Consider the following 17,505-nt stretch of genomic DNA (forward strand, 5'->3'; position numbering starts at 1 on the left):
CTCGCTCGCTCGCTCGCCTTCGCCGTCACACCTGCGTCCGGTTCATATATGTATTCCGGGAAGCATTGCGTGCCGCCGTCAGTCTGCAACTCCGGAATATGATCGGTCATCAAAGCAAACTGGCTGCCCTCGTGCTGGCGCTGCTTGACCATAATGACGCGATTTTCGTCCTTGGCCACGGTCAAGGGGAAGATGCGCGGCATCTGGTATACCCTTTCGTTAACGCTCCTGCTATAATAGAGCCATTGCAGAGTGAATGGTCGATAAAGGCTTTGGGTCAAAGCGGTATCATCGAAATCCAGTCGATTATTCTTTGAGAAATCAACTTTCAATGCCGCAGACCAGCTAATCTTCATTGGATTTGTGTCGATGAACTTGTCGACCGCAGCGTCTCGTGCTTTGCGATCGGATCCCGGGTTTGACGAGTTAAAGCGATCCAATTCCTCATTGTAGAAGCCGATCATCGCTCGCATATTTTGTGCGACTGCTTCGCGGCTAGCGTTGAAGCACCAAACGTCTCTCTGGCTTTTTAAGCCGCTAGAGTAGTTCTCAAAAAGCGTTGCACTGTCCTTAGTGCCTTTGTCGCCGAGGGGCATGAAAATGTCGAAATCAGTGTTGCGCTGGCTCAACCAGTCTCCATGCCTATCGGGTGTGATCGACGTCCAACCATCTGCCTTCCCAATTCCACCAACGCTACGAAAACGGGAAACAGTCGCCAGCTTCTCCTCTCGGGTGAGATAATCGCCGATGTCGTGAAAGTGGATGCGACCTTGTTCGACCGCGTTCGGGTTCTTCACCAGCAGGGTGATCGCAACGGGGGTGCGGCTGCCGGACCCGAAGATCTTGCCGCCCTCGCGGCGGGACCGCTCGCCTGAAGTACGCTGATTACCACGCAGGTGGAAGACATAGATGCTGGCGAATTCGTCTGCCAAGCACTGGCGGAGACCATCGGCCGTGTTTGCATCCAGCCAGCCCGCATTCGATACATAGGCGACGACGCCGGCATCGCCGATGCGGTCGCTCGCCCAACGGATGGCGCGGATGTAGCTGTCGTACAATGCGTTCTTATTGGTTGCCTTCGACGCCGCTGCATAGGTTTCGCGAATGCGGCTATCCAGTCGTGGATAGGACAGGTTTGCGGCATTGTCGTTCGCGCTGCCTTGGCCGACCGAATAGGGCGGGTTGCCCATGATGACGCGGATATCGAGCGCCTTCTGGCGGGTGCGGCGATTGCTATTGTCCGCCATCAGGTCGCTGATCAGATCGCGTTCCTGCTCGTAGAGCTGGAACGTGTCCGTCAGGCAAATGCCCTCGAACGGTCGGTAATCGCCGCCCGACATCGTATGGTAGACCGCCTCGATGTTGATCGCGGCGATGTAATAGGCCAGCAATACGATCTCGTTCGCGTGGATTTCGTGCGCGTATTTGTGCGCCAGTTCCTCCGGTGCGATCAGTCCGGACTGAAGCAGGCGGGTGATGAAGGTGCCCGTTCCGGTAAAGGGGTCGACGATGTGGACGCCCGGACTGCCGAGCGTTTGACCGAACTCGGATTGAAGCACATCGTTTACCGAGTGGATGATGAAATCCACCACCTCAACCGGCGTATAGACGATACCCAGCCGTTCGGTCATCCGCGGGAAGGCGTTGCGGAAGAACTTGTCATATAGCTCGACGACGATCTTCTGTTTTCCAGTGGCGTTGTCGATCCCCGTCGCGCGCATTCGGACGCTGGCGTAGAAGCGCTCCAGCGCCATGGCTTCCTTGCCAAGATTCTGCTCGTGAAGGGCGGTGAGTACTTCCTCCATCGCCATAGAGACAGGATTATTCTTGGTGAAGCTATAGCCCTCAAACAGCGCCTCGAACACGGGCCGAGTAATGAGATGCTGTGCAAGCATCTCGATAGCGTCCGCCTCGCTGATGCCTTCGTTCAGATCGTCCCTGATCTCGGCAAGGAAGCGTTCGAATGCAGCACGCCCTGACGATCCCTGTTGCTGAACGATGGCCGTGATGCGGGTGATATGGGTTTGAGCAATCTTGGCGATGTCGCCTGCCCAATCTTCCCAATAGTCCCGCCTGCCGCACTTCTTCACGATCTTGGCGCGGATCGCCGAGGTGAATTCGTCTAGCGTGAAGGAAAGCTGATCGCCCTTGCCATCGGCGGGCGCACTGCTGCCATCGCGATCGTCATCGACGGTTGACCGGCCACCATCGCCGAGTCCGAGCGCCTTTGCACCCTTGGCCGACTTGGTCGGAAGCTTGTTCGATACCGCAATAACTTCGATCTGGTCGCTGACATCGACGCCAAGATCCATCTTGTTGATGGTTGCATCGAACCGCTCGTCATGCGCTCGCAGCGCGTTCAGGATCTGCCAGACGACTTTATACTTCTCGTTGTTGTTGAGCGCTTCCTCCGGCGCGACGCCGGCAGGGATGCCAACTGGCAGGATGACATAGCCCATCTTCTTGCCGGGCGCGCGGCGCATAACCCGACCGACCGACTGGACGACATCGATCTGCGACTTGCGAGGGTGAAGAAACATGATCGAGTCGAGGGCGGGGACGTCGACGCCCTCGCTCAGGCATCGGGCGTTCGACAGGATACGGCAGCTGTGATCTTCGTGCTCAGCCTTCAGCCATTCGAGTTCGCGAGTGCGCGTCTTGGCATTGAAGGTGCCGTCGACATGATGAACCTCACACCGAAGGGCCTCATCGTCATCGCTCGAGATGGAGGCAAGGTATTCGTTCACCACAGCGGCGAATTCGTCGCGCACCAGCTTGGAGGACGCGATGTCGCGGCAGAAGGCCAACGCTCGACGCATATGGCTTGTATCGTTCGCGACGTCCCCGGCAAGGTCCGCCTTGGTCAGCGCCTTGTAGCAGCCGACGATCTTGGTCGCGTCGTCGAGTTTGAGTTCGTTGTCTGCGTCCTTGAGGCGGTTTTGGATGCTGGTGCTGACCATCGCCTCGTCGACCGCGAGCACGATCACCTTGTAGTCGGTGAGCAAGTCGTTCTGAACCGCCCAGCCGAAGCCGCGCTGGAACAGCGTCTCGCCATACAGTGCGGGATCGTCCATCGAGCAGAGTTCGGCGGAGACTTCCTTCGCCTTTGATCGCACCGCGTCGCCGAAGATACGCGGCGTGGCGGTCATGTAGAGGCGCTTCCGACCGGCAATGAAGTCCTGATTGTGGATGCGGACAAAATTGCTCTCATCGTCGCCATCCAGGGTCGCACCGGTGGTGCGATGAGCCTCGTCGCAGATGATCAGGTCGAATTCAGGAAAGCCGTGCTGCTTCTGGGCGTTCGAAATGACCTGGATTGATTGGTACGTCGAGAACACCACGGTCATCTCATCCGGGGTAGGGGCCTTTGCCTTGGCCGCCAGCTTGGCAGAATCGGTCGTGGCCGGATGCGCTAGGTCGTGGACATCGATATCGCCAATGTCGTCGCTTCCCCGGTTCCGCTTGCCAACTTGTGCGTCGGAGCAGACCGCGAAAGCGCGCAACGGCGTGGTGGTGTCGAGCGACCACTCGCGCACTGTCTGGCTCATCAGCGCTAGCGAGGGTACGAGGAACAGGACAAATTTACCGGGGCCGGCGAGGTCTTCCGCGATCTTGAGGCCGGTGAAGGTTTTGCCGGTGCCGCACGCCATGATGAGCTTGCCGCGATCCGCCGACGCAAGCCCGTGGCGTACCGCATCAAGGGCGTCACGCTGATGGGGGCGGACCTCCTTCTTCGGAGCAAGAACGATCCGATCATCGGCAAGATATGCCTGCCAGTCGATCGGGCTCAGCTCCAGTCGGTCCATGCTGATACGGGTGGTCGAGATGCTCTGGCCATCGAGCGCATCTTCGGCGTTCTTGCTCCACGCCGCTTCAGTGGTGTCGATGATCAGGCGGCGGGTGAAAGGAGCCTTGCCGCTGGCGGTGAAGAACGAATCGATATCCGACTTCTGAACGCGATGGTCGGCTTGGTAGAACTTGCATTGTACGGCGCAGAATGCGTCCTCGTTGCGTAGCTTCGCAACCAGATCGATGCCCGTATCGGTCTGCTTCCATCCACTTGCCTCCGCCCAGTCGCGGAAGGTCCAGGCATCTTCATACTGCTGGGCCAGCTCGGGATCATGCTTGAGAAACTCGATGCACAGCCGCTCGAAATAGGTTCCTTTTTCGCGCTGGGTCTTGGCTCCGGCCCGATAACGTTCGAGCAAATCACGAATTGCACTAGCCACGCACACTTCCCCGTCAAACCCAACTCCATTGTCATAGCGGCGACGGTTGCAGAAGTCAGCGACCGCTTGCGCTACGATAAGCCGGCGAGGGTGGGGGTCTGCGAGGATCATTGCGATGAGACGCTCGATCGTCGCTTGAGATTGTTAACCCGTCCGGCGTAGAGTCGGCCTGTTCGCCAGCAGGCGGACCGAGGCGTGAGAACCTTGCTGTTAGTAGCCGTGCACCCGGCCCGAACCAGTTTCGGCCGGGAGGCGTACGCGGATGTCCAGGGTGCTTCCGGGCGCCTAAAGGCGTGCGCGCTCGTCTAACAGCGGGTTCTCAACTTCCGGCTTTCGGGTCGGCATCGCCTCGTCAATCTGGGGCGGTGCCGTCGGCTGGAAGGGCTTGACGGCACCGACGCGAACGGGGGTTCGGTCGTGGGTGCGTTCAAAAAGGGCCGTGTCAGACGGCTGGTAACTATCAGAAATACGGCGGTGGTGACCGCGACGATGTTGCTGGCTGCGTGCGGCGGCGGTGGCGTCAATTCGTCCGGTAGCAACGCGCCGCCGACGGGGACCCCAACTCCAGCACCGACACCAACTCCACCGCCGACGGCAGCGGACAGTGCGGAGTACAAGGCTTCGGCTGGCGTCGCGGCGATGAAGGCGGCTTATGCGTATGACAAAGGCATCACTGGCAAGGGCGTGACGATCGCCATCGTCGATACCGGCATCGATACGAACGGGACCGAGTTCGCCGGTCGGATTTCGCCGGACAGCACGAGCTTCGATCAGAAGATTGCCCGCTGCCGAACCTGTCCGGCGGAGACAGTGCGATTCGATCTGAAGGACAATAACGGTCATGGCTCGCAGACTGCGGCCATCGCGCTCGCCGCCCGCGATAGCCGGGGTATGCAGGGCGTGGCGCCCGATGCGACGCTGCTGGCACTAAAGATCGCCGGGCCGGACATGTCGAATGTGACAGAGACGTCGGGACCAGTGCCCGAAGGCGGTGGTCCGAACGCGGCGCTTATCGCGCCTGCGATCACCTACGCGGTCGGAAAGGGCGCGTTCGTCATCAGCATAAGCCTGAACGGCTTTGCGGGCGGCCAGATCGCCGTCGAGCAACGAGCGGCGATGGATCTGGTGCGGGCGCAGAACAGGCTGCTGGTTCAGTCCGTCTCCAACTCCGTCGACGAAAACAGTTTTAGCGGGCAGGTCACCGAAAGCATGATCGGCAATGATCTCGCCAACAAGGACTGGTTCCTGTTCGGCATTCGCGTCGACAAGAACCTGCAGCCTCCGTCCGGCAATGGCACCCCGGGTCTGCTCGCCGACCGCATGCTTGCCGTGGTCGCGGCTGATGTGGCCGCCGTGGGTAAGGACGGTGAAGCCGTCACTGTCACCGGCAACAGCTACGCCGCACCCGCGATCGCCGGTGCGGCGGCGCTGCTCAAGCAGCACTGGCCGCAGCTCGGCGGTAAAGCAATCAGCCGCATTCTGCTCGACACCGCTACCGACCTTGGTGCGGCAGGTGTGGACGAGAAGTTCGGCGCTGGCCTGCTCAATATCGAGAAGGCGATGCAGGCACAGGCACCGGCCAGCTCTTTCGTCGCAGCACAGACCGTACTGGCGCGCTTCTCTTCGCTGACCATGTCGGTCCCCTTTGGTGGGGCTGCCACCGTCGCCGACAAGATAGGCGGCATCACCGTAGTCGACCGCTATGGCCGCGACTTCCGAATGACCGGGGATGCGAGAATTTCGTCGCGGGGATCAGGGTTGCTGGCCGGCGCGATGCTAACACCGATCGATCCGCCATGGATGGTGGTTAGCGCCAGCGATGCGCGCTTCGGCTTTGCTTCATCCGCTACGACGACAGGCTATTGGCAAGGCGCGCGTTCAAGCCGCCCTGCGGTTGTGTCCTTCTCTCCGGCGCGCGGTCAAATGGTGACGTTCGGCGCGAACATTGCCGTCGGCCAAGGCGGCGGCCTTGCCGGATCGCCGTTGCGCGGGATCGGCGCGACACCGGTCGGTATGTCGTCGAGCTGGACCGGCTCGGGCTGGTCGGCATCGTTCGCTGCCGGCATGTCGCGTGATCGTCGTGCCGGGCAACGCATCGTCGCGGTGACGACGCCGTTTGGAATTGGTCTGGAGTTGACGGACCTCGCCGAGCGTGGCCGCGTGCTGGGCCTGAGCGGTGGGGCGGATCTCGGGCTGGAGGGAGCCTCCACCACGATGGCGACGCTGACGATGCGGCGGACCGTTGCCGGGGTGGCACTGTCTGCACGAGCGACGGCTGCCAATACCCGCGTTCGCGGTGGGTCCGAACTGATGCGCTTCGACCAGCCGGTGCTCGGCACCGCTTACGCGGTCGAGGGTGCACGCGGCCTGCTTGGCGGCGTCGCGACGCTTGGCCTGTCCTCGCCGCTCCGCGTCGAGCGTGCGCGGGCGACCATGCTTCTGCCAGTCACCTACGACCTGATGTCGGGGGCACTGGCAACGCGGATGGCGGTGGTCGATCTGGTCCCGAAAGCACGTGAACTTGATGTCGAACTGGGCTGGTCGGCGGCACTGTCGCCGATGTCGTCGCTACGCTTCGGCATCGCCCAAGCCTTCGATTCGGGCCATGTCGCGGGTGCGACCGACATCGCGGGCTTCGTCACGCTGGTGTTGCGGTGACCCGTCACCTCGCCGCCCGCGCACCGCCTCCGGGCTGACGCCGCCAGCTAGCGGGAACACCCATGACAGTCAGGACTGCGACGCCGGGATGGCTCCCCGGCGAACGATGTCGCGTGTCCGCGAAACAGGAAGACGCAAGATGATCAAGACAACGACGATCCCCGCCATGCTGCTGCTGGCGGTAAGCGGCGCGGCCAGCGCACCATGCGAAGCACAGTCGGTGAAGACGGCACCCAAACCGACCAAACTGCTCGACATTGCCGGCATCCGTCCCGGCATGAAGGCGGCCGACGCGGTGGCGATTTTGCGAAGGACCGGTTGGACGGTGACTGCTGATCCCGGCAACAGCTGGGCAGAAGTCGTGGAGGAAGCGGTCGCCAGACGGCGCAATCAAATACCGCCGACGTCCGCCCGTTCCGGCGTTTACAATTGCAACGGGGTTAAGGGCGAAGAGACTGTCCGGGTCAATATCGTCCCCACGCCAGACGGTGGGCGGGTCGGCGTGGTGGGGTACCGTGCGCCGGAAGCTGGTCGCAGCTATGCCCAGATCCGTGCCGAGGTCATCGCCCGCTATGGCCCGTCGATCTATGGCCCACGCCAAGGGGTTCTGATCGCTCCGCAAGGCAAGGACGGCGCGACCATGTCGCTCGAAGTCGACTCGACCGGCATGCACCTGATGCTGCTGCCCGGTAGCGCTGCAGACCGCGAGGCGCGCGCACTGGTCGACCGGGCGGTAAGCGCCCGGCTCGGCACGGTCGGCAAATCCTTCTGACAGGAGCGGTATATGCCCTACCTCATCGGCATGATCCTGGGCGATGTGCTCGGGCGGATCGGGTTCTTCCGCGCGGCGGGCGCAGCGCTGCTGTTGGGCGCGGTCGGGTTCCTCGCCTATCGTCTGGTTGCGGCGAACCTCGACCCTGCGATGGCCTATGGCGCTGCCGTGGCTGCGCCGCTGACCTTGTTCGGCTGGGCGATCTGGCATCCGGCGACGTCGCGCTTCCGGCTCTGGATCGTCGACGGCGTCTATCTCGCCGCGCGGCTGGCGATGTGGTGGGCCGGCATCGCTTTCGTCCTCGGTCTCGTTGCTGCCGGGTTCCGTATCGACCGTTGGCTGGCGGGGGAATGGCCGCAGGCAGCAACCGCCGGGTTCTTCTGGCTGGTGCAGCGGGCGCTGGGCGCGCAGGTCGCCCGCTCGCACCGGATCTTGGGCGAGCGCAGCGTCATCGAGCTCGATGCATGAGGGGGCCGCTGACGCTTCGGATCGTCGCGGCGCTGGTGCCGGTGCTGACGTCCATCGCCACAGTGGATGCGGCACCTCGCCCTGCGGTGCTGGAGGCAACGACGAGGGCGGATTGGCGGGCGGCTGGCCTTGACGGTACCGGCTGCTACTGGTCGCCCCGCCGGGGCGGACCGATCCACTTCGTCGCTGCTGGGGACAAGGCGATGACCAAGGTTGGCGGTCGCATCGTCATCCTCAAAGCGCGACGCGATGCAAAGCACTTGTTCCCGTTCACCCATGACGCCTGGCGGTCCGGCGACCTGACCATCCGGGTCGTCGATACCGCCCGCATCAGGTCCATGGGCTACGAAACGGTCACGACCGACGCGGGGCTGATCGTCACCCGCCGCGACGTCACGATCCGGCTGCGCGGGTCGATGATCTGCGGGTCGTAGCCCGGCCGCACGGCGGCGACGATCGGCCGGCGGCTATGCAGCCGGAGGGGCAGGAAAGCGGAGAAAGAGCCCGGGCAAGGGTAGGAGAAGTGCAAGAGAGAAAGCTGGAGGCGCAACAACGCAGATTGGCGGGCCAATCTGCCGTGCGCCGCCCGCCGCCGTGACCATCGGCGGCGGGCGGTGTCCTCCAGCCTGTCGGCTTCCGGAAGGCGGAGGCGACGTGTTCGTCGAGGGGGTTGCCCTATCCTGGCCGGTCCGGGACAATATGACACATGGCGTCACCCGGCACAGATAGCGGCGAGCACGCAGTCTATGCCCATCACGTGCGGGCATTGCTGCGGCGTCAGCAGCAGGACGATCGCGACGCGATCGGTGCGACGCTGTCCCGTGCCCGCTTCCGCGTTCAGGGGGTATCCGAGCAGACCGGCAAGGGGAAGAAACGGCGAGCCAAAGCGCCGACGAACCAGCGCGTCGTCGACTTCTTCACCGCCAGTCCGCTGACCGGTAGCGACCGCCAATCCGGCGGTTTCCGCATACCGCATTTCGACGTCAAGCCGATCACCCGGATATTCGCGCCGACCCGCAAGGACGGCCATGTCCGGCAGGGTCACAAGACGGCGGCCATGACGGCAGGCGACCATTTCGACTATGTCACCAGCGGTGCTACGATCGGGATCGCGGCGCATATCGACTATATCCGCCGGGAAACCGGACTGCAGGATCCAATCGGTGCTCTAGCGATCGACGCGATCGAGGAGCAGGAAGTGCGCGCCGAGGCCAATATGCTGGCCACGTTCACCAATATTCCTGGTGACCGGGGGCGGCAGCGGACCCTTTTCGAGGCGGCGGAACGGTACGAATCGTCGCCGCGCACGCATTATCTGACCGCCTCGACGGCGCAGGTTGACGGTTACACCATGTTCGAGCGGATGGGGATCGCCCCCGACTGGTTGCGCGCGATGAGCCGTCGTCTCCGCGATGGACGCGACGCGTTGAAAAAGAAGGCTGCGGATTTAGGCAAACCGTTCAAGGATCGTGAAATCACGGTGGCGGAGGTAACCGAAGAGGAGGCCTTTGACCGGCTTGCTTGGCTCGACGCCCATCCGGCGGGCGAGGGCCTGTTCCAATGGAAGCAGGGCCGCACCGGACGGGTGCAGCACCGCTTTGTCGGTGAACTCCCCGACGGGCTGTCGGTCCATGATCGGCACGAGATCCTGTCCCGCTTCTGCGGCGAACTTGGCGATGACGGGTGGATGGTGATCGGCGCGATCCACCAGCCCGACCGGCATAACGACCGCCGCAATTTCCACATCCATGTCGATGGCTATGACCGGCCCTGCCGATGGCTGGACGAGCATGGGTGTTGGGATTTCGAATATGTCGAACGCCGGGACGGCAAGAACGTTCGCCCCTTTGCTCAGTCCAAGGTCCGCTATGGTGCCGACATCGGTACGGATGGCAGTGGGCGGCCGAATGTAGCGGGCCTGATGCGGCGGCGCTTCATCCGCGTCGTCAATCAGGTGGTTGGCGACCGGCCCGACATCGTTCGGTACCTGCACGGCACCTATGCCGATTACGGCATCGCCATGACCCCGCTCGAGCATATGGGCAATCGCGCGACCGGCCTCGAACTCCGGGGTATCGTGACCGAGATCGGATCGCGCAATGCCCGCAAGATCGTCACCGACGAGGCTGCTGCCTGCGAAGCGCGGGCGATCGCCGCCGAAGCAGCGCTGGAGAAGGAAGTCGCGTTTTCCCGTTCGGCCTTGGCACATGATCGCGATGCGTTGGCGGCCCTTGATCGCTGCGAGAGGCTTGAACGCCGGTTGATCCGGCGGCGGTTGCAGGCGGAACTGGCCGATGTCGTCGTCGCGATGGCACGATCCCGCGCCGATGCGGTGATCCGTACCCTGACGCCCCAACCCGGCCGGCCAGTGAAGAAGAAAGCCGGCGACGACCATCTGCGCGCCGCAGCGCTGGAGCACCTCGCCTGGGTCGAGCGGCACAGCCCTTCTCTGGCGGAGCGTGACGCCGAACGCCGTGCGCTGGCCCAGGCGGAGGCCCGCGTGGCGGCCGAGTGGCATGTCGTGCAGTCCGCGACGCAGCCCGCGTCCCAGGATCAGACTCGCAGACGCGCCATGACATACCATCCGCGTGACCGGGTTAAGCAACCCGCCACACCGATGCCGTCGAGCTACGATGACCGCAAACGCGAGCGGCTGCACGCCTGGCTTGCCAAACATGCGGCGGACCCCACCTTGTTGGTGATCGAGGATGACTCGGTGCGGCTCGGGCAAGGCGTTCCGGTCGCCATCGACACGCTAATGCGCCTATTTTCGGCGGAACGCCCGATCCAACGCATTCTGCTCGCCGAGCGCGCCCGGCGAAAGACGGCAACGTTGGCTGGCGCGTCGAACGAGACGTCCGGGATGGTCGAGTATCCGCGCATGATGCTGGCTCCTTTCAGCATCGAACCCATAGTCTCGGAGACTGACGGGGCTAAGAAAACGGGCGATCAGCAAACCACGCCTGTAAGGGAAGTGGCTGAACCGTCCTCATCGGCATCGGTGACGCATCAGCCAGATCGAAAAGAGCTTGAAGCCGCTGCCGTTCAGCCGACCATTGCAGAAGCGAACCGTGAAGCTCGGAGAAAAGCAGCCCGCCATCAACAAGCCCTGCTTCGCGAACAGGCATGGGAGATTTTGCGCCGGAAAAACGCGGCCGTCACGGCCGTTGGCGATCGATACCAAGTCGACATGACGGGACTGAGCGCGGAGGATCAAAGGGTGCTGACGCATCCCGATTATCACGCGGAATTGCAAGCGCGCCTGGCCGAAAGGTACGCTGAACAACAACAGCGGCAATCCGATCTGCCATCCATTATGCCGCCGCGGCATGGAGGCCCGCGCAAGCCTATCCTACCAATATCTCATGTCGTGAAGATGCCGCTGGAACCGCCTATCGGGCTGCGGGCCGTACCTGCGTTGCGTGATACCGGACGCCTTGGGAAAGTCGCGGCCTTAGGGGCCAGCGAGCGAGCTGCGCCTGCGTCGCCTGTAGGTGTGGTCCGTCGGCGCGACCTGATTGAAGGCGTTGAACGGCAGATACCGAACGCATCGCCGCCAAATCAGGAAAAGCCGCAATCCCCCCGTGGCGCATCCGGTCAGCTTGGTCGATTGGCCGAAACGCTCGGGCCACATACTGACGATGCGAAGTCGAAAGGCAAAGCGGAACCAACGGTTGCGGATATCAGGGCCAAGGGATCGCACGAACGCTGATCACGCCGGTCTATCACCTGCTGCGGTGAAGCGGGAACGCTCGGTAATCTGCTACGCCCTCCAGGCGCGTCGCCTTCATCGCGAAGGCGAAGGATAGACCGGCCGGGCCGGCCGGGATGATGGTTTGGAAGGGGCCTGCGGCTGTGCCGTAGAGGCGAAATGATGGTGCGGGGCCGGCGAGCAGCCCGCCGTTCCCGCGCAAAATCAAGGTCTTCCATGTACATCGTAAATCGAGAGCGCGAGCTCGCACAGGCGCGCGCCCTGTCCGGAGCGCTGGCCATCGCCGAGCGCGCCGGTTGGCGGATCGATCGGTCGGTGCCGATCATCCCGGCGCCTTTTCGCAATTACCTACACATCGCCGCCGCCGAACTGCTGCTGGTGCCGTCGATCGAGCCGTCACGCGGGGATCTCGACACCGTCGAGCGCGGCACCCGCATTGCCCGGTGCGATGCGCTGGTGGTGAAAGCGTCGAGCATCGGCAGCCGCACGCTCTATTGCGCGGTCGGAGAGTGGCAACGCCACGACACCGTCTGGCATCACGTCCGCCGACTTTGGCTATCGCGTACCTCCGAGGCGTGGCTGGTGCCCGATCCTGCAGAACCGGACGAGAGCGACGCGATTTTCCGCCTTTCCCCTGGTCGTTTGCGCCCGATGAGGCCGGCCCGGCTGTCCGCCGCTGATGGCGGCTGCGATCTAAAACCTGGGCTGGCGCGAGCGGATGCTTTCCTTGGCGCTGTCTGGGGGGATCGCTGATGAGCAAGCCTCTGCCCTGGATCAGCCCGTCGGACGCCGACGACATGGTGTACGACGATCCGCTCGGCTCGACGCCGGATTTCGGCTACGCCCTGCTGCGCAAGAGTGCGAAGGGAAAGCAGAACCGCGTTGCCGATCTGGCCCGCGCCAAGCTGCAACCTAGCAAGCCGGCTGATACGGATTGGCTGGCAGATGGCCTGTGGCCGATCACCTGCACGATGCACCGCATCGTCACCGCGCCCGGTGTCGCGGTCGAGCCTGGCGCGCTCGAAACTATCTTCCAGGGGTATGACGCCAAAACGAAAGCGCACCAAAAGCTGCTGGCTGTCGTACTCACCATGCGGTTCCCACATAGCTGGCAACCCGCCGACATCCTGTCGCTGGTCGGCAAGTACACACTGGAAAAGCTCGCGCTGCACCGCCGACTGAGCAGCATGACTGTCGTGCATATGCCAGGTGACGAACTGTCCGCTCGCCGGCCTCACGCCCATGTCGTCTGCATGGCGCGCGTCCATCGCTCTTCTGGCTGGGGCGAGGTGCACCCCGATCTTGTCGCCAAAACCGCGCAGACGCGGTTCCAGCATGAGTGGGAAGCCTTTTACGACGTCTGGGTGCCGCGCTACCGCGACGGCTGACAATGACGGGCGGGATCCGCAGCGGTCCCGCCCACCTGCCGGGGGCAAGGCACGAAGGAAGGAGGACGGTCCCCTATCCGGGGATGAAAATGGAGAAGAAGATAATGACGACAGACAAGACCGCGATCATCCGCCGCCACACTGAGGCAGTCGCCCAGATGCTGGTCGGCAGCCGCACGATGAAGCCCGGCGCGGCGATCCTCGCCGGCGAAATGGGCGGAGCCGAGGGGCGACTGCGTATCGGTGCCATCGCGCACAGCAGCGGCAACGATGTGGTATATCTGGATTTTGCCGATGGCGAAGACGGCTACCAGTTGACCGGCATCACGCTGTGCGCGGTACGCGACGGCATCTGCCACCTGCAGACCGACTGCCGCCTGTATCTGAGCCGCAATGGATCACGGGCGATCATCCTGCCTCAGCCCGGCATCCGCAAGGCGTACCGGCTGGCGCCGGGCGAGCTGATCCAACTGGCCCACCAGCCGGCCGACCGCGACGACGGCATCGCCCGCGCCGAGGCGCGGCTCGCCAAGCTGGTCGCTCGCGACGCAATCTTCACCGATCGCGCCGCCGTCCGGACCCGACAGCTGGCGGCCTGATCCCAGCCGGCTGACACGGTCGGTCGATCATTGCGTCTGCCGATCGTGACGGCTCAACACCCCGGTGACATAACCTCTCTACCTATAAAGCGGACGACCTCACAAATTCGGACAGCGGCCAATAAAAATTTCATGCTTCTGTCCGAGAATGCCGAGCCGTCCGCTTTATAGAGTAAGGGAGGCCGTCATCTCCGCCGTCACACCGACAGCAACACCGGTTCAGCCGCCCGCCGATGTCTATTCGACTGCCGAGGTCAACGCGATGCTGGGGGCACTGACGACAACCGACCATCAGCGTCTGCTGCGGCGATCGCACTATCTGGTGCAGGGCCACTACATGCTTGCCGGTGACCTGCGGCAGGAGGCGTTCGTCCGGGCGCTCGATGGTCGTCGCCAATGTCGGCGCGGCTACGACATCGTGAACTTCCTGATCGGGATTATGCGCAGCCTGACCTCGCAGGAGCGCGAAGCCGAACGCGACGGCCTGCACCCGGTCCCAATCGACCTCGGCGACGATACGCTGGCGATGGCCTCGTTGGCGCCCAGCCCGGAGCAGGTCGGGCATGATGCGCTGCATTACCGGCGGACCCTCGCTGCGATCCAGGAGTCGATCGGGAACGACCCGCAGTTGGTCACCTTACTGGATGCGGTGCTCGATGGCGAGAAGGGCATCGCCTTGCAGAACCGGCTAGGGCTCGACGCCAAGGGCCTCGCATCGTTGCGCAAGCAATTGCAGCGCAAGCTGGCGGCCGCCGCCAAGGACAGGAGCATACCATGACCACCGACGCGGACGAACTGATGCAGCTGCGACTGTTGGACGACTTCCTCGACGGTGAGGATGTCGAACCTGATCTGGCCGACCTGCAGGCGGAGATCGCGCAGGCACAGCTGGCGGTAAAGAAGGCGAACTTGCGCGCGATCCGCGCCAAACTCGATGCCGCTACCGATGCCCGGGTCGTCCCGATCGGTCGGGCGCGTCTGCGAGCGCAATTGCGGCAAGCCATGTCGGGCGATGCCGACTTGCGCATGACGCTCGCTGCCCGTGGCAACGACGACCATGATATCGACGACCTGATCGATGATCTCGCCGAACTTGACCACGAAGCAGGCGACCGCCCTGCGTGACGGCAAAAGTCCTACCGCCTGCCGAACGTCTGCTGCATGACCTCGGCATCACCGAACCAGGCGAGATCGATGTCGAGGTCATTGCCTGTGCCGTCGGCGCGGCGGTGCGCTATCGTCGCCTTGACGTTGGCGATGCGCGGATCGTCGGTTTGGGCGAGCGGGCAATCATCACGGTCGACTGCCGGGCGAGCCGCGTCCGGCAGCGTTTCTCCGTCGCGCATGAACTCGGTCATTGGCACCATCATCGCGGCCAACAGCTGATCTGCCATGGCGCCGCCGACCAACAAGACGGAGCGGCGGGCTGCGAACGCGAGGCGGACGGGTATGCTGCGGACCTGCTAATGCCCCGCTTTATGCTGGAACCATTGGTTGCTGGTGTCCCGATGTCATTTGATCTCGTTTATCAAGTTGCAGCCAAGTTCGGCGTCAGCACGATCGCGGCCGCCTTACGACTGGCCGACGTTCATCCTGCGGCTTTCGCCCTTGTCGTCGAAGAAGTGGACGGGCGCAGATGGTTCAGACGGTCAACTGCCCTAAACCCGCGCTGGTTTGTCCGGTCGACAGTTTCAGACATGAGCGTGACGGCCGATCGCTGCGGATTGCCTCATCCAAATTTCGCATTCGCCGTACCGGCGCAGCAATGGTTCCTGGGGCAGGGCATTAAAGACGCGCAAGCGCTTTACGGCATCGACCGGATAGCACGCGGTCCGGCAATGCATCTCATCGTGGTGGCATAGTATGAGGGTGAATTGTAGAAGATATCGATGGAAAGCCGACCTGGGTTCATGGTGGAAACTGAAACGGTCACTTTTGGCGCTTGATGGCCATAAACGTCCTTTCGTTAATTTGCATTCGGGCAGTCGATTGTGCGCGCTGCGCGCAACCTGCATTTGCGAGGAGGAGGATGAGTTGACCGTCAGCTTTTGCGCTTGCATTGTCGACTTCATGGGGTGGTGTTGAAGTGGCTGAACTCAAGATCTATGCGAAGCCGTCAAGCCTCTACCGATATCGCCCCCTCAGATCGAAGGCGGTTCGCGAGCTTCGGGCTCTTCGGGAAAGTTTCATCTACTGCCCCGCCTATTCGGCCATGAACGATCCGATGGAAGGGCTGCACCGCCTATCGTCCAGGTTTGCTGAGAACCGTGGTAGCGAGAAAAGTCGCGAGCGCGTCCAAACGGCCCTCCAGACGATGGGAATCGCGTCGATGTCTGAAGTTCACGATCATGAGCCGATGTGGGCGCACTACGCCGACCAATTCTCCGGCATGTGCGTGCAATATAGCCTGAATCGACTGATCAAAGGGCTCGATCTCGAAATTGCCATCACGCGAATGATGTATTCCGAAATCGAACCGGTCCTACTGCTCGATGGAAGCAAGTCGGTGGATCGCGCGCGCCTATGTCTGTCGAGCAAGACGGTCAGATGGGCGAGCGAGCGCGAATGGCGCATATTCATGAAAGAGCAGGGCGAGGCTAGCTACGGTGCGGAAAAGGCGGTGACAAGAATTTACCTTGGATCTCGCGTAACCCAAGCGGACGAAGCGTTAGTCCGGGCGACCGGTCGAGAGATTGGCGTACCCGTCTCAAAAATGGAGATTGACAAGTATGCTATGTCGTTCAAGTCACCCTCCAACATACGCCTGCGTTCGAGGCCCAAGTCTTAGCTTGTCGGCATCGTGGGCATGGCCGTTGCTATGCCCAATTACAGGACGCTCTTGCCAGATTTAGTGAAATTGACGGCATGCCACGCCCGAGCGTAATGACTGATTACTATTTCGAGTATCTACAAGCGCCGGCGACAAGTGAGCATGGAGACAGCATGACGATCGTGCCCCGCAGGCCTGCGCTCCGTTGACCGATATCGCAGCCGTTCCATGCGCACCGGCTGGCCCGCTCGAGGATGCGCTGGCGTCGCTGAGGCGCGATCTGTCGAAGCTGTCGACGCGACTCAAGGCGGTCGATCATGCGGTGGAGACAGAGTGCAAGGGGCTGACGCTTCGCCTGCACTATCCCGCATTTCGGCAGCGCAAGCCGATGGTGTCTGAACTGGTGGACGCCGTTTCGACGTACATCGTCAACTTCTGCCTGCCCCGGCAGCAGGTTTCGGAACTCCACGAGCAGTACGGAAAGATTTCGGCGGAGGACTTCACGGAGATGTTCGAGGTCCTTCGTCAGGAGGCCTTCGATCTCTTCAAGCGGGCCCATGTCGCGACGAACCGCAACGGTGAGGCCGGTGAGCTGATCCTGTATCTGCTGACGGAGTGGCTTCTCGAAGCGCCCCAGATCGTCGCGAAAATGTCGCTGAAGACGAACACCGAGATGCCGGTGCACGGCGCTGACGGAGTGCACGTACGGTACTGCTCGATCACGGGGCGGCTGTACATCTATTGGGGCGAATCCAAGCTCTACGGCAACCTCGACCAGGCGATCACGGAGGCGGCCAAGTCGATCGCAGAGTCACTAGGCTCAGGACCTATTAAATAGCTTGCGAGGTCAAGGCAGGGTTGATTCATTGGCGTCGAAGGAGCCGCTGATGAGTGACCTATTCTGGCTGA

14 protein-coding genes are annotated in these 17,505 nt (G+C 62.5%); 13 read left to right on the plus strand and 1 reads right to left on the minus strand.

Annotated elements, in window-relative coordinates; translation table 11 throughout:
- On the minus strand, positions 1 to 4,229 hold a 4,229-nt coding region (locus tag ACQKJZ_RS11735; protein ID WP_427731243.1), incomplete at its 3' end, for a DEAD/DEAH box helicase.
- Positions 4,230 to 4,646: 417 nt separating this feature from the next.
- On the opposite strand from ACQKJZ_RS11735, the gene ACQKJZ_RS11740 reads away from it, so the two are divergent.
- The 13 genes from ACQKJZ_RS11740 (at position 4,647) to ACQKJZ_RS11800 (ending at position 17,434) form a co-directional block, all read left to right on the plus strand.
- A complete protein-coding gene (locus ACQKJZ_RS11740; RefSeq protein ID WP_427731244.1) occupies positions 4,647 to 6,887 on the plus strand; it encodes a S8 family serine peptidase in 2,241 nt (746 codons plus the stop codon).
- A gap of 139 nt (positions 6,888 to 7,026) precedes the next feature.
- On the plus strand, positions 7,027 to 7,659 hold the full coding sequence (locus ACQKJZ_RS11745; RefSeq protein WP_427731245.1) for a hypothetical protein: 633 nt from the start codon (positions 7,027 to 7,029) through the stop codon (positions 7,657 to 7,659).
- A gap of 12 nt (positions 7,660 to 7,671) precedes the next feature.
- Positions 7,672 to 8,127 carry a hypothetical protein gene (locus ACQKJZ_RS11750; RefSeq protein ID WP_427731246.1) on the plus strand — a complete coding sequence of 152 codons (456 nt, stop codon included), beginning with the start codon at positions 7,672 to 7,674 and terminating at the stop codon, positions 8,125 to 8,127.
- Positions 8,124 to 8,561 carry a hypothetical protein gene (locus ACQKJZ_RS11755; RefSeq protein ID WP_427731247.1) on the plus strand — a complete coding sequence of 146 codons (438 nt, stop codon included), beginning with the start codon at positions 8,124 to 8,126 and terminating at the stop codon, positions 8,559 to 8,561. The genes ACQKJZ_RS11750 and ACQKJZ_RS11755 overlap by 4 nt, the downstream gene beginning before the upstream one ends.
- Positions 8,562 to 8,833: 272 nt before the next feature.
- Positions 8,834 to 11,839: a MobA/MobL family protein gene (locus ACQKJZ_RS11760; RefSeq protein ID WP_427731248.1), complete on the plus strand. Its 3,006-nt coding sequence runs from the start codon at positions 8,834 to 8,836 to the stop codon at positions 11,837 to 11,839.
- 216 nt (positions 11,840 to 12,055) lie between these two features.
- Entirely contained in the window at positions 12,056 to 12,592 is a 537-nt protein-coding gene (locus ACQKJZ_RS11765) for a hypothetical protein (protein ID WP_427731249.1), read from the plus strand.
- The gene (locus ACQKJZ_RS11770) at positions 12,592 to 13,227 is read left to right on the plus strand and encodes a hypothetical protein (RefSeq protein ID WP_076715677.1); all 636 of its coding nucleotides are present in this window, start codon (positions 12,592 to 12,594) and stop codon (positions 13,225 to 13,227) included. The genes ACQKJZ_RS11765 and ACQKJZ_RS11770 overlap by 1 nt, the downstream gene beginning before the upstream one ends.
- Before the next feature lie 104 nt (positions 13,228 to 13,331).
- Positions 13,332 to 13,826 (plus strand): hypothetical protein, encoded by a 495-nt coding sequence (locus ACQKJZ_RS11775; protein WP_427731250.1) that lies wholly within the window; start codon positions 13,332 to 13,334, stop codon positions 13,824 to 13,826.
- 148 nt (positions 13,827 to 13,974) lie between these two features.
- The gene (locus ACQKJZ_RS11780) at positions 13,975 to 14,604 is read left to right on the plus strand and encodes a hypothetical protein (protein ID WP_327556481.1); all 630 of its coding nucleotides are present in this window, start codon (positions 13,975 to 13,977) and stop codon (positions 14,602 to 14,604) included.
- Positions 14,601 to 14,951 carry a hypothetical protein gene (locus ACQKJZ_RS11785; RefSeq protein WP_427731251.1) on the plus strand — a complete coding sequence of 117 codons (351 nt, stop codon included), beginning with the start codon at positions 14,601 to 14,603 and terminating at the stop codon, positions 14,949 to 14,951. Before ACQKJZ_RS11780 ends, ACQKJZ_RS11785 begins: the two co-directional genes overlap by 4 nt.
- A complete protein-coding gene (locus ACQKJZ_RS11790; RefSeq protein ID WP_427731252.1) occupies positions 14,948 to 15,688 on the plus strand; it encodes an ImmA/IrrE family metallo-endopeptidase in 741 nt (246 codons plus the stop codon). The genes ACQKJZ_RS11785 and ACQKJZ_RS11790 overlap by 4 nt, the downstream gene beginning before the upstream one ends.
- A gap of 224 nt (positions 15,689 to 15,912) precedes the next feature.
- Positions 15,913 to 16,614, plus strand: a complete 702-nt coding sequence (locus ACQKJZ_RS11795; RefSeq protein WP_427731253.1) for a DUF2971 domain-containing protein — start codon at positions 15,913 to 15,915, stop codon at positions 16,612 to 16,614.
- Positions 16,615 to 16,801: 187 nt separating this feature from the next.
- Positions 16,802 to 17,434 carry a HamA C-terminal domain-containing protein gene (locus ACQKJZ_RS11800; RefSeq protein WP_427731254.1) on the plus strand — a complete coding sequence of 211 codons (633 nt, stop codon included), beginning with the start codon at positions 16,802 to 16,804 and terminating at the stop codon, positions 17,432 to 17,434.
- The last annotated feature ends 71 nt before the right edge of the window (positions 17,435 to 17,505 follow it).

Source organism: Sphingomonas sp. NPDC019816, assembly GCF_050274375.1.
Classification (GTDB): domain Bacteria; phylum Pseudomonadota; class Alphaproteobacteria; order Sphingomonadales; family Sphingomonadaceae; genus Sphingomonas.

Excerpts from the sequence above, each read along its gene's own strand:
- ACQKJZ_RS11785 (WP_427731251.1), top strand. The coding sequence starts at position 14,601 with ATGACCACCGACGCGGACGAACTGATGCAGCTGCGACTGTTGGACGAC.
- ACQKJZ_RS11755 (WP_427731247.1), top strand. The coding sequence starts at position 8,124 with ATGAGGGGGCCGCTGACGCTTCGGATCGTCGCGGCGCTGGTGCCGGTG.
- ACQKJZ_RS11775 (WP_427731250.1), top strand. The coding sequence starts at position 13,332 with ATGACGACAGACAAGACCGCGATCATCCGCCGCCACACTGAGGCAGTC.
- ACQKJZ_RS11780 (WP_327556481.1), top strand. The coding sequence starts at position 13,975 with ATGCCGAGCCGTCCGCTTTATAGAGTAAGGGAGGCCGTCATCTCCGCC.
- ACQKJZ_RS11770 (WP_076715677.1), top strand. The coding sequence starts at position 12,592 with ATGAGCAAGCCTCTGCCCTGGATCAGCCCGTCGGACGCCGACGACATG.
- ACQKJZ_RS11745 (WP_427731245.1), top strand. The coding sequence starts at position 7,027 with ATGATCAAGACAACGACGATCCCCGCCATGCTGCTGCTGGCGGTAAGC.
- ACQKJZ_RS11760 (WP_427731248.1), top strand. The coding sequence starts at position 8,834 with ATGGCGTCACCCGGCACAGATAGCGGCGAGCACGCAGTCTATGCCCAT.
- ACQKJZ_RS11750 (WP_427731246.1), top strand. The coding sequence starts at position 7,672 with ATGCCCTACCTCATCGGCATGATCCTGGGCGATGTGCTCGGGCGGATC.
- ACQKJZ_RS11765 (WP_427731249.1), top strand. The coding sequence starts at position 12,056 with ATGTACATCGTAAATCGAGAGCGCGAGCTCGCACAGGCGCGCGCCCTG.